This is a genomic window from Bacteroides sp. 14(A) (genome assembly GCF_000526555.1).
GTDB lineage: Bacteria > Bacteroidota > Bacteroidia > Bacteroidales > Bacteroidaceae > Bacteroides > Bacteroides cellulosilyticus.
In genome coordinates, this window is record NZ_JAGH01000001.1 from 999,321 (window position 1) to 1,012,202 (window position 12,882).

Annotated in this window: 9 protein-coding genes; 8 read left to right on the forward strand and 1 reads right to left on the reverse strand. The window is 44.2% G+C overall.

The window, feature by feature from the left end; translation table 11 throughout:
• From ilvB to ilvC, 4 genes are read left to right on the forward strand one after another with little or no spacing between them, the layout of a single operon-like run.
• Window positions 1-1,695, forward strand: a complete 1,695-nt coding sequence (ilvB, locus tag K429_RS0103385; RefSeq protein WP_025726052.1) for a biosynthetic-type acetolactate synthase large subunit — start codon at window positions 1-3, stop codon at window positions 1,693-1,695.
• Window positions 1,696-1,727: 32 nt separating this feature from the next.
• Entirely contained in the window at window positions 1,728-2,297 is a 570-nt protein-coding gene (gene ilvN / locus K429_RS0103390; protein WP_007210376.1) for an acetolactate synthase small subunit, read from the forward strand.
• Window positions 2,290-3,042 (forward strand): acyl-[acyl-carrier-protein] thioesterase, encoded by a 753-nt coding sequence (locus K429_RS0103395; protein WP_007210377.1) that lies wholly within the window; start codon window positions 2,290-2,292, stop codon window positions 3,040-3,042. Before ilvN ends, K429_RS0103395 begins: the two co-directional genes overlap by 8 nt.
• A 52-nt stretch (window positions 3,043-3,094) precedes the next feature.
• Window positions 3,095-4,138 (forward strand): ketol-acid reductoisomerase, encoded by a 1,044-nt coding sequence (ilvC, locus tag K429_RS0103400; RefSeq protein ID WP_007210378.1) that lies wholly within the window; start codon window positions 3,095-3,097, stop codon window positions 4,136-4,138.
• Between the two features lie 368 nt (window positions 4,139-4,506).
• Here the strand turns inward: ilvC and K429_RS0103405 are convergent, their stop codons facing one another.
• The gene (locus K429_RS0103405) at window positions 4,507-6,390 is read right to left on the reverse strand and encodes an AAA domain-containing protein (RefSeq protein WP_007218966.1); all 1,884 of its coding nucleotides are present in this window, start codon (window positions 6,388-6,390) and stop codon (window positions 4,507-4,509) included.
• A 415-nt stretch (window positions 6,391-6,805) separates the two neighbouring features.
• Between K429_RS0103405 and K429_RS0103410 the strand changes: the two genes are divergently transcribed.
• The 4 genes from K429_RS0103410 (at window position 6,806) to K429_RS0103425 (ending at window position 12,844) form a co-directional block, all read left to right on the forward strand.
• Window positions 6,806-9,049 (forward strand): aconitate hydratase, encoded by a 2,244-nt coding sequence (locus tag K429_RS0103410; RefSeq protein ID WP_025726053.1) that lies wholly within the window; start codon window positions 6,806-6,808, stop codon window positions 9,047-9,049.
• Window positions 9,050-9,053: 4 nt separating this feature from the next.
• Entirely contained in the window at window positions 9,054-10,202 is a 1,149-nt protein-coding gene (icd, locus tag K429_RS0103415; protein ID WP_022210331.1) for an NADP-dependent isocitrate dehydrogenase, read from the forward strand.
• A 25-nt stretch (window positions 10,203-10,227) separates the two neighbouring features.
• Window positions 10,228-11,571: a citrate/2-methylcitrate synthase gene (locus K429_RS0103420; protein ID WP_007210383.1), complete on the forward strand. Its 1,344-nt coding sequence runs from the start codon at window positions 10,228-10,230 to the stop codon at window positions 11,569-11,571.
• A 511-nt stretch (window positions 11,572-12,082) separates the two neighbouring features.
• Window positions 12,083-12,844, forward strand: coding sequence for a methyltransferase (locus tag K429_RS0103425; RefSeq protein ID WP_025726054.1), 762 nt, complete (start codon window positions 12,083-12,085; stop codon window positions 12,842-12,844).
• The last annotated feature ends 38 nt before the right edge of the window (window positions 12,845-12,882 follow it).

A 12,882-nucleotide genomic window follows, 5' to 3' on the forward strand; every position in this document is an offset into this window, starting at 1 on the left:
ATGAAAGATATAATAACAGGCGCTGAAGCATTGATGCTTTCCTTGGAACATCAGGGAGTAAAGACCATTTTCGGATATCCGGGTGGCTCCATCATGCCGGTATTTGACGCTTTATACGACCATCGGAAGACATTGAATCACATCTTGGTTCGACACGAACAGGGTGCTACTCATGCCGCGCAGGGCTTTGCCCGCGTATCAGGCGAAGTAGGTGTCTGCCTAGTGACTAGTGGTCCCGGAGCGACGAATACGATAACAGGTATCGCAGATGCTATGATAGACAGTACCCCTTTGGTAGTAATTGCCGGTCAGGTAGGTACGGGATTCCTTGGGACGGATGCTTTCCAGGAAGTTGACCTGGTAGGTATTACGCAGCCTATCACGAAGTGGAGCTATCAGATTCGTAGTGCTGAAGATGTGCCTTGGGCTGTAGCCCGCGCTTTCTATGTTGCAAAAAGCGGTCGTCCCGGTCCTGTTGTATTGGACTTTGCCAAGAATGCACAAGTAGAGAAAAGTGAATATGCTCCTGCCAAGTTGGATTACATCCGTAGTTACCAGCCTGTTCCCGAAATGGATGAAGAGGCTGTGAGCCAGGCTGCTGAACTGATCAATAGCGCTGAACGTCCATTGGTATTGGTGGGACAGGGTGTTGAGTTAGGTGATGCACAACAGGAACTACGCGCTTTCATAGAAAAAGCCGGAATACCTGCCGGTTGTACACTGTTGGGACTTTCTGCTTTGCCTACTGCACATCCTTTAAATAAAGGTATGCTGGGGATGCACGGTAACTTGGGACCGAATATCAATACGAATAAGTGCGATGTACTTATCGCCGTAGGTATGCGCTTTGACGACCGTGTAACCGGAAAGTTGGATACGTATGCCAAACAGGCGAAAATCATTCATTTCGATATAGATCCTGCTGAGATAGACAAGAATGTGAAGACAGATATTGCCGTATTGGGCGATTGCAAGGAAACCCTTGCTGCCGTTACGGCACTTCTGAAACCTGCTACTCACCAAGAATGGTTGGATAGTTTCTTGCCTTACGAGAAAGTAGAGGAAGAAAAGGTGATCCGTCCTGAGTTGCATCCGGCAAGTAAATCTTTGAGTATGGGAGAAGTGATCCGTGCCGTAAGTGAGGCAACGAATCATGAAGCTGTATTGGTTACTGATGTTGGTCAGAATCAGATGATGTCTGCCCGTTACTTTAAGTATAGTAAGGAACGTAGCATTGTAACTTCCGGTGGGTTGGGTACAATGGGCTTCGGACTTCCCGCAGCAATCGGTGCAACTTTCGGACGTCCCGACCGCACTGTATGTGTATTTATGGGTGATGGTGGTCTGCAAATGAACATTCAGGAGATGGGAACCATTATGGAACAGAAGGCTCCCGTTAAGATGATCTTGCTGAATAATAACTTCCTGGGTAATGTACGCCAGTGGCAAGCGATGTTCTTCAATCGTCGCTATTCGTTCACTCCGATGCTGAATCCGGATTATATGAAGATAGCTTCTGCCTACGACATTCCTTCACGTTGTGTAATGACGCGTGAAGAACTGAAAGGTGCAATAGAGGAAATGCTTGCTACGGATGGTCCGTTCCTGTTGGAAGCCTGCGTTATGGAAGAAGGCAATGTGTTGCCGATGACACCTCCGGGTGGTTCGGTAAACCAGATGTTGTTGGAATGCTAATTTTATTCTTCGTTCTTAATTCTTAATTTAGTATGGATAAGACATTATATACGATAATCGTTCATTCGGAGAACTTCGCCGGTTTGCTGAACCAGGTAACCGCAGTGTTTACCCGTCGCCAGATCAATATCGAGAGTCTGAATGTTTCGGCTTCGTCCATCAAGGGTGTACATAAGTACACTATTACCGCATGGACGGATAAAGACACCATTGAGAAAGTGACCAAGCAAATCACCAAGAAGATAGATGTGCTTCAAGCGCACTACTTCACGGATGATGAGATCTATCAGCACGAAATTGCATTGTATAAGATAACAACCCCGATACTGGAAGAAAAACCGGAGGTATCGAAAGTAATCCGCAAGTATAATGCACGTATCGTAGAGGTGAATGCTGTGTTTGCTATCGTAGAGAAGAATGGTATGGGTGAAGAAATCACCAATCTTTATGACGAGCTGCGTGCCCTTGATTGTGTACTTCAGTTTGTTCGTTCAGGGCGTGTGGCTATCACCACGAGTTGCTTCGAGCGTGTGAACGAATACCTTGCCGACCGTGAAACGAAATATCGCTTGAAAAAAGAAAAGGAGCAAAACAATGAGTGAGAATAGTAGTAAGATAGGAAAATATCAGTTTGTAGCGGAGCCTTTTCATGTGGACTTTACCGGGCGTCTTACCATGGGCGTGTTGGGAAACCATTTACTGAATTGCGCCGGTTTCCATGCCAGCGACCGTGGGTTCGGTATAGCCACGCTGAATGAGGACAACTACACATGGGTACTCTCCCGCCTTGCCATCGAACTGGATGAAATGCCTTATCAATATGAGGACTTTACCATCTGGACTTGGGTAGAGAATGTGTACCGCCTTTTCACAGATCGTAACTTTGCCTTGTTGGACAAAGACGGAAAGAAGATTGGTTATGCGCGTTCTGTATGGGCTATGATTAACCTCAATACCCGCAAGCCTGCCGATTTGCTGGCATTGCACGGAGGTAGCATTGTAGATTATGTGTGCGATGAACCTTGCCCTATCGAGAAACCTTCACGCATCAAAGTGACTTCTACCGAACCGGTAGCTACATTGAAAGCTAAATACAGTGATATCGACATCAACGGACACGTGAACAGTATCCGCTACATCGAACATATCATGGACTTGTTTCCGATAGAGATGTATAAGGAAAAGCGTATCCGCCGTTTTGAAATGGCTTACGTAGCTGAGAGTTATTACGGTGATGAACTTACACTCTATAAAGATGAATTGGGTGACGGAGCTTTCGATATTGAAGTGAAAAAGAATGGCAGCGAGGTGGTTTGCCGTTCAAAAGTAATATTTACAGAGAAATAATTTTATTAATCATTAGCTGGCGCAAGCCACAAATAAAAAACTAAAAAAGAAAATGGCACAATTGAATTTTGGCGGTGTTACTGAGAATGTAATGACCCGCGAAGAGTTTCCTTTGGAAAAAGCACGTGAAGTTTTGAAAGATGAAACAATTGCAGTGATCGGTTATGGTGTACAAGGACCGGGACAGGCATGCAACCTGCGCGATAACGGTTTCAACGTAATCGTTGGACAGCGTCCGGGTAAGACTTATGAGAAAGCAATAGCTGACGGATGGGTACCGGGTGAAACACTGTTTGGCATTGAGGAGGCTTGTGAGAAAGGTACTATCATTATGTGCTTGTTGTCTGATGCAGCCGTAATGTCTGTATGGCCTACTATCAAACCTTACCTGACTCCGGGAAAAGCTCTTTACTTCTCTCATGGTTTCGCTATCACTTGGAGCGACCGTACAGGTGTAGTTCCTCAGAAAGATATCGACGTAATCATGGTAGCTCCTAAAGGTTCGGGTACTTCATTGCGTACTATGTTCCTCGAAGGTCGTGGTTTGAACTCTTCTTACGCTATCTATCAGGATGCTACAGGTAAAGCTATGGATCGTACCATTGCATTGGGTATCGGTATAGGTTCAGGATATTTGTTTGAAACTACTTTCCAACGTGAAGCTACTTCTGACCTGACAGGTGAGCGTGGTTCATTGATGGGAGCTATTCAGGGATTGCTGTTGGCTCAGTATGAAGTATTGCGTGAAAACGGTCATACTCCGTCAGAAGCATTCAATGAAACTGTAGAAGAATTAACTCAGTCATTGATGCCGTTGTTCGCAAAGAATGGTATGGACTGGATGTATGCTAACTGTTCAACTACTGCACAACGTGGTGCTCTGGACTGGATGACTCCGTTCCACGATGCTATCAAGCCGGTAGTACAGAAATTGTATGCAAGCGTTAAGTCTGGTAATGAGGCTCAGATTTCTATCGACAGCAATTCTCAACCTGATTATCGTGAGAAACTGAACGAAGAACTTCGTCAGTTGCGCGAAAGCGAAATGTGGCAGACTGCTGTTACGGTTCGTCAGTTGCGTCCGGAAAACAACTAATCCTTCTTGGGGATTAAGAATAAAAATGCCCGAATACTTGATTTCGGTGTTTCAATGTAGTATATTTGTAACCGTAATCCTGATTTAAGTTCGGGAAGAAGACAATGGGAGGAGTAACGTAAGTTGCTCCTCTTTTTTTATAACAAAGCATGAAGTTACCGGGGCCTTCATAAATCTATTATTGACAAAAAAGGATTAGCCGAAATATCCGGTGTTTACATTAAGTTTTCCGATTTCTATAGTTGAATTTAAAGCAAGCCTATTTTTACCCAGTTGAGAAAATATATTTCTCTAACTGGGAAAATATATTATCTCAACTGGGAAAAAGATATTTCAGTATAAGTCGATGAGTTTTTCTTTCGGCGAGTCTATGTGATGGTATGGATGTATTCAATGAGTTCCTTATAGAACTTGTGGCGTTTCATTGTTTCCGCTTCGCCCAATATCACCAGCTTCATGCGGGCACGGGTGATGGCTACGTTCATTCTTCGCAAGTCATTCAAGAAACCTATCTGTCCGTCTTCATTGGCACGGACCAAGCTGATGAAAATGACATCACGTTCCTGTCCTTGGAAGCCGTCTACGGTGTTAACGGTGAGTAGACTCCGGTAGGGCTTAAGTGAGCCGCTTGCTTTAATCTTATTGCGAAGATATTGCACCTGGGCTTTGTAAGGGGAGATTATACCGAAATCGATCCGCTCTTCTAACATGCGTTTTCCACCGATGCGGTCGATATAAGCTTTTAATTCTTGAAGAAGTAAATCTGCTTCTGCTTTATTGATACGCCCGAATGTTTCTCCTATAAACTCTTCTTTAAAATCCATGTCAGAAGTATCTATCCAGTTGATAGGAGTGTCCCAGTCGAGAATACCGCGGTATCGTATCTCAGGAGCCGCTTGTAGTTCTCCATTATAAAACCACTGAGAGGGAAATTTCATGATATCCTCGTGCATACGATATTGTACTTTCAATAGGGAGACGGTGCTGGGTTTATTGGCAACCACTCTTTCCATCAATGTACATTCGAGGCCTCCACGGGCAGCTTCGTAACATTTTATAGTAGGCGGAAGCTGGCAATGATCGCCTGCCAGTACTACACGGTCGGCTTTGCGAATAGCTATCCAACAGGCGGCTTCCAGGGCTTGGGCAGCTTCATCAATAAAAAGTGTACCGAAGTGACGCCCGTTCAGTATACGGTGATTGCTGCTGACAAGGGTGGAGGCTATGACATGGGCATTGTCAAAAAGATCGGCATTGATTTGTATTTCCAATTGTGTGGCACGATCACGCAGGCGACTCATACGATTGCGGGCGCTTTCACGTTCCTCATAACTGCCCCGATGTTTGCCACCCATTTCACGCATGGCTTTACGGATACTCCATAGTTCAGAATAGGCCGGATGTCCTTCGAAGCGGCGCTCATAAGTGAATGAAAGCATTTTGTCGTTTACCCGGGTGGGATTGCCAATGCGCAGGACATTCACACCACGATCTACGAGCTTTTCACAGATCCAGTCGACGGCAGTATTACTTTGGGCGCAAACCAGCACTTGAGGTTCGCGGTGCAATGTTTCATAGATAGCTTCTACGAGAGTAGTTGTTTTCCCTGTTCCCGGAGGCCCGTGTACAATAGAAACATCGCGGGAGTTCAATACTTTGTTCACTGCATTTTCCTGTGTAGAGTTCAGCCAGGGGAAACGGACGGGGTAGAGTTCACGGAATCCGGGTTTTAAAGTTCCCAACATAATATCTCTTAATTCTGCCAATCGATTGCCCTTAGCGCGAATTACATCGGAGAGTGCTTCGAACATAGTGCGGTAGGATGTTTCATCAAAATAAAGCTGCACTCCGAGGTTTTCGGCAGATTGCACTTCCAGTATAGCACCTGCACCGGGCATTGCAACAACCATACGTGTTTCATTGGCATAGCTGATAGTACCAATAGAATTGAAATATGTGATCTTTTCGTCGTATCCTTTACGGAAAAAACAGACAGGACGCCCGAATTCAAAATTATGTTCTATATCAGTATCTTCCGTATGTGTAATTTCTATTACTAATTGATTCAGTGAATTGTAGTAACTTCGTCCGGGAGTGGCAGGATACCAACAGAGTCCCCGTTTTACCTTACGGGCGATGCCCATGGTTTCAGTCTGTCTTTTGAATTCTTCCTTTTCGAATTCATATTCCATGCGCAGGAGCAGTTCTTGTCGCTGAAGATGGTCTGTTGGAGAAAGGAGGTTATTGCTCATATAAACTAATGATGAATAATGATAAATGATAATTTACCAGCGTAGCGCTGGAGCAAGGTTCTCCTTCGGCGTGCAAGTAATCTTTTAGACGCGGATGACACGGATGACGCGGATTCTTTTTTCCTTCGGTGTGATATGCCGGTATGTATAGCGCAGCTTTAAAAATCCGCGTCATCCGTGTCATCCGCGTCTAAAAGATTAAAGTCCGCGTTCGTCCGCCTTATCCGCGTAGTCCGCGTACCCATTCCCTCGCCGCTAAATTATCATTTATCGCATAGTTTTTTCGCAAAGGTAATCATTCTTCGCTTTTGCACGAAGAAAAGCTTTAATTTGTTAAACCTTTAATGATTTTAGTTTGTTTATTATATTAATTTGTAATCTTTACAATATTGGAAAACTAAAAATAAATGTGATTATGGTATATGACGTAACTATGTTAAAGGCCTTTTATGCTTCTTATAAGGGGAAAATGGAACACGTGCGGGCTATACTGCAACGTCCGCTGACATTAGCAGAAAAGATTTTGTACACTCATCTGTTTGATGAGAAGGGGGTAAAAGACTACAAGCGGGGAGAAGATTATGTAAACTTCCGCCCTGACCGTGTAGCAATGCAGGATGCAACCGCCCAAATGGCATTGCTGCAATTTATGAATGCAGGTCGCGAACAAGTTGCCGTACCTTCGACAGTACATTGCGACCATCTGATACAGGCCTATAGAGGAGCCCGGGAAGATATTGCCACTGCTACCAAGACAAACGAAGAAGTATACGATTTTTTGCGTGACGTTTCTTCCCGATACGGTATCGGCTTCTGGCAACCGGGTGCGGGTATCATTCATCAGGTGGTATTGGAAAATTATGCCTTCCCTGGTGGAATGATGGTAGGTACGGATTCGCATACGCCCAATGCAGGTGGTCTGGGTATGGTTGCCATCGGCGTTGGTGGTGCCGATGCAGTAGATGTGATGACTGGTATGGAATGGGAATTGAAAATGCCCCGCTTGATTGGTGTACATCTAAAAGGTGAACTAAGCGGTTGGGCAGCTCCAAAAGATGTGATTCTGAAGTTGGCAGGCATCCTGACGGTTAAAGGTGGCACAAATGCAATCATTGAATATTTTGGACCGGGCACGGCTTCTTTGTCCGCTACCGGTAAGGCGACTATTTGTAATATGGGTGCCGAAGTCGGTGCCACTACGTCACTTTTCCCTTATGATGATCGTATGGCTACTTATCTGAAAGCTACAGGAAGAGAAGAAGTGGCAGAAATGGCTGATTCTGTGGCGGGTGATCTTCGTGCAGATGCCGGCATCATGATTGCCCCGGAGAAGTATTACGACCGGGTAATTGAGATTGATCTTTCAAGGCTGGAACCTTATATTAATGGTCCTTTTACTCCCGATGCCGCTACGCCTATTTCTGAATTTGCAGAAAAAGTATTGGTTAACGGTTATCCGCGCAAGATGGAAGTCGGATTGATAGGTTCGTGCACCAACTCGTCTTATCAGGATTTAAGTCGTGCCGTTTCCCTGGCCCGCCAGGTTGAAGAGAAGCACCTGAAAGTAGCCGCTCCCCTGATTGTGAACCCCGGTTCCGAACGGATACGGGCTACAGCAGAGCGGGATGGTATGATAGGAACTTTTGAAAAAGTCGGTGCTACAATTATGGCAAACGCCTGCGGTCCCTGTATTGGTCAGTGGAAACGTGAGACAGATAACCCTACTCGCAAGAATTCTATCGTAACCTCTTTCAATCGTAATTTTGCTAAACGTGCAGACGGTAATCCGAATACGTACGCCTTTGTCGCTTCCCCCGAATTGACGATGGCACTGACGATTGCCGGAGACCTTTGTTTCAATCCGCTGACAGATGTATTGGTGAATCGTGAAGGTGAAAAGGTAAAACTCTCTGAGCCTGTGGGTGAAGAATTGCCACCGAAAGGATTTGCCGAAGGTAGCGAAGGGTATATAGCCCCCAGCAGTGAAAAGGTGGAAATCAATGTGAATCCCCATTCGCAACGGCTTCAATTACTACAACCATTCCCTGCCTGGGAAGGGACCGACTTACTTAATATGCCGTTGCTGATTAAGGCACAGGGTAAATGTACTACAGACCATATTTCAATGGCGGGTCCGTGGCTTCGTTTCCGTGGACATCTGGAGAATATTTCAGACAATATGCTGATGGGTGCTGTAAATGCTTTCAATGGAGAAACTAACAGTGTCTGGAATCGTTTGACTAATACGTACGGTCCGGTTTCCGGTACGGCAAAGATGTATAAGTCCGAAGAAATTTCTTCCATTGTAGTAGCCGAAGAAAACTATGGTGAAGGTTCCAGTCGTGAACATGCCGCTATGGAGCCCCGTTTCCTGAATGTTCGTGTGATCCTGGCAAAGAGTTTTGCCCGTATACATGAAACGAATCTAAAGAAACAAGGTATGCTGGCATTGACCTTTGTGGATAAAGCCGATTATGATAAGATTCAGGAACATGATTTAATTTCGGTAATCGGATTGATGGACTTTGCTCCCGGCCGTAATCTTAAGATTATCCTTCACCACGAAGATGGTACGAAGGATAGCTTCGAAGCTCAACATACGTATAATGAACAGCAGATAGGCTGGTTCCGTGCCGGTTCTGCTCTTAATGCAAGATAGAAAGATGGATAAAATTACAGTACCTTTTATTACAGGTGATGGGGTAGGAGTTGAAATAACTCCTTCTATGCAAGCTATTGTGAATGCTGCCGTGCAAAAAGCATATAGTGGACAACGGCAAATTGAATGGATGGAAGTGTGGGCAGGCGAACGGGCTTTTGAAAAATGTGGCCTGTGGTTGCCTGATGAAACGATGGAAGCTTTCCGTGATTACAAGGTAGGTATCAAAGGCCCGCTGACGACCCCTGTCGGTGGTGGTATCCGTTCACTGAACGTGGCATTGCGCCAGACATTGGACTTGTATGTATGCCTGCGGCCGGTTCGTTGGTATCAGGGCATTCACTCTCCGGTTCGTCATCCGGAGAAGGTGAACATGTGTGTATTCCGTGAAAATACGGAAGATATTTATGCGGGTATCGAGTGGGAAGCCGGTACACCGGAGGCTGAAAAGTTCTATAAGTTTCTGCACGATGAGATGGGGGTGAAGAAAGTACGGTTCCCCAAGACATCTTCTTTCGGTGTGAAACCTGTTTCAAAAGAAGGAACGGAACGATTGGTGCGTGCTGCCTGCCGGTATGCACTTGAGAATAATCTGCCTTCCGTGACATTGGTACACAAGGGAAATATAATGAAGTTTACCGAAGGAGGTTTCAAAAAGTGGGGCTATGAGTTGGCTGAGCGTGAGTTTGGAGAAGCTCTGGCTGATGGAAGGTTGGTGATAAAAGATTGTATTGCGGATGCTTTCCTGCAAAATACATTATTGATTCCTGAAGAATACTCTGTGATTGCTACCCTTAATCTGAATGGAGATTATGTTTCCGATCAGTTGGCTGCCATGGTGGGCGGTATCGGTATTGCTCCCGGAGCAAATATTAACTACCAGACCGGACATGCCATCTTTGAAGCCACCCATGGTACAGCACCGAATATTGCAGGCAAAGATATTGTGAATCCCTGTTCTATCATTCTGTCTGCCGTAATGATGCTCGAATACTTTGATTGGAAAGAATCTGCTTCCTTGATAGAACATGCCTTGGAACAAAGTTTCCTTGATGCCCGTGCTACCGCCGACCTGGCGCGCTTCATGCCCGGCGGTGTCTCGTTGTCTACTTCTGCTTTTACCCGGGAGATAGTGGAAAGAATTGAAAAATAATACTAACGATTAAAACGATACGAAAATGAAGAAGGAATATTTAGTTTATAAGCTTTCCGAGGATATGAAGGAAGCGGTTCGGATTGATACCGAATTATTCTCCAAATTTGATGTAAAGCGCGGTTTGCGCAATGAAGACGGCACGGGTGTTTTGGTTGGACTCACCAGAATTGGTAATGTAGTGGGTTATGAACGTGTTCCGGGCGGCGGCTTGAAACCTATCCCGGGTAAGCTATTCTATCGTGGTTATGATGTAGAAGATATTGTACATGCTTTTGTTAAAGAGAAACGTTTCGGATTTGAAGAAGTGGCTTATCTGTTACTGTCCGGTAATTTGCCCGATAAGGAAGAGTTGGCTTCTTTCCGTGAACTGATTAATGATAATATGCCGTTGGAGCAGAAGACTAAGATGAATATTATCGAACTGGAAGGGAATAATATTATGAATATCCTGGCACGCAGTGTACTTGAGATGTATCGTTTTGACCCTGCTGCCGATGATACTTCCCGCGACAACCTGATGCGCCAGAGCATAGAATTGATTTCTAAGTTCCCGACCATTATTGCTTATGCATATAATATGTTGCGCCATGCCACTTTCGGTCGTTCATTGCATATTCGCCATCCGCAGGAAAATCTTTCTATTGCCGAAAATTTCCTTTATATGCTGAAACGTAATTATACACAGCTGGATGCTCGTACGCTCGACCTTTTGTTGGTGCTTCAGGCAGAACATGGCGGAGGTAATAACTCCACTTTCACAGTCCGCGTTACTTCTTCTACCGGAACGGATACATACTCATCCATTGCCGCAGGTATTGGTTCGTTGAAAGGCCCGCTTCATGGTGGTGCAAATATTCAGGTGGCTGATATGTTCCATCATTTACAGGAGAATATTCAGGACTGGACAAGTGTGGATGAGATCGACACTTACTTTACCCGTATGCTGAATAAGGAAGTTTATAATAAGACCGGATTAATTTATGGTATCGGACATGCTGTTTATACGATTTCCGATCCACGTGCTATCTTACTGAAAGAACTGGCTCGTGATCTTGCCCGGGAAAAAGGGAAAGAGCGTGAGTTTGCTTTCCTTGAGCTCTTGGAAGAACGTGCTATCGAAACTTTCGGTCGCGTAAAGAACAATGGGAAAACGGTATCGAGCAACGTTGATTTCTATTCCGGCTTTGTTTATGAAATGATTGGATTACCGCAGGAAATTTTTACACCGTTGTTTGCTATGGCTCGTATTGTCGGTTGGTGTGCACACCGTAATGAAGAATTGAACTTTGAAGGTAAGCGTATCATTCGTCCGGCATACAAAAATGTACTCGAAGATACGACTTATGTACCTATCAAGAAGCGATAAATAGGAGTAAAACGGTAATAGGAATGAATAAGACTCACCACAGATTACACAGATTTACACAGATTTATTAATCTAATAATCATTAAAATAGAATCTGTGTCAATCTGTGTAATCTGTGGTGAATTAATTCATAACCCATCAGTAATGAGACCGTTTTTTCTAAACTGTTTGTTCTGATTTATTGATTCTAAAAGCGGTTTTGTAACTAGTTGACTATTAGAGGCGTATAATAACCCTATCTCAGTATGCGACTGAGGTACCCTAAGTATCATACTGAGATACCCTAAGTATGGGACTGAGATACCCTAAATATACGACTATGTCTCATCCTGTTCCCTTTTGTAAGTAACTTTGTACTTATTTCTGACGTAAATTGCGAACTTATCACTTTGATTTAAAGTTCATTGTTTTTTAAATAATTCGCTAACGTCTTTGTAAACTAATTAAGGGGAGGAAGTTTTCTTTTTCCTCCTTTTTATATATCTTTGCCCGTACTTAAATCGAAACAAGTATGGAACAAGGGACTTTTCAGTTATTTCTTGGTGCAATGAGCATCATCGCACTGTTTGTTTTTATCGCACTTTATTTTGTCAAAGCGGGATATGGAATGTTTCGAACTGCATCTTGGGGCATTTCTATCAATAATAAGTTGGCGTGGATGCTGATGGAGGCACCTGTGTTTATTGTGATGTTATTACTTTGGTGGAATTCAGCACGATATAATTCAATTGTTCCTTTAATTTTCTTTCTCTTATTCCAATTGCATTATTTCCAGCGCGCCTTTGTATTTCCTTTCTTGTTGAAGGGAAAGAGCCGTATGCCGCTTGCTATTATGATGATGGGAATGTTGTTCAACCTCCTGAATGGCTTTATGCAAGGAGAATGGCTTTTTTATCTGGCTCCTGAAACTCTTTATACGCTGGACTGGCTGAAGACTCCACAGTTTATTCTTGGAGTATTGCTGTTCTTCACCGGAATGGGAATCAACTGGTATTCGGATTATGTAATTCGCCATCTTCGTAAACCGGGAGATACGCAGCATTATCTGCCGTCGCAGGGGATGTATCGTTATGTCACTTCTGCCAATTACTTTGGTGAAATTATAGAATGGGCAGGATGGGCTATATTGACATGGTCGCTTTCCGGGCTGGTCTTCCTATGGTGGACAGTAGCTAACCTAGTTCCTCGTGCCAATGCTATCTGGCATCGCTATAAAGAAGAATTTGGAGATGCGGTAGGAAACCGGAAACGTGTTTTTCCGTTTCTATATTAATTTATCTCACTTATAAATCACAAATCATTAATAATACT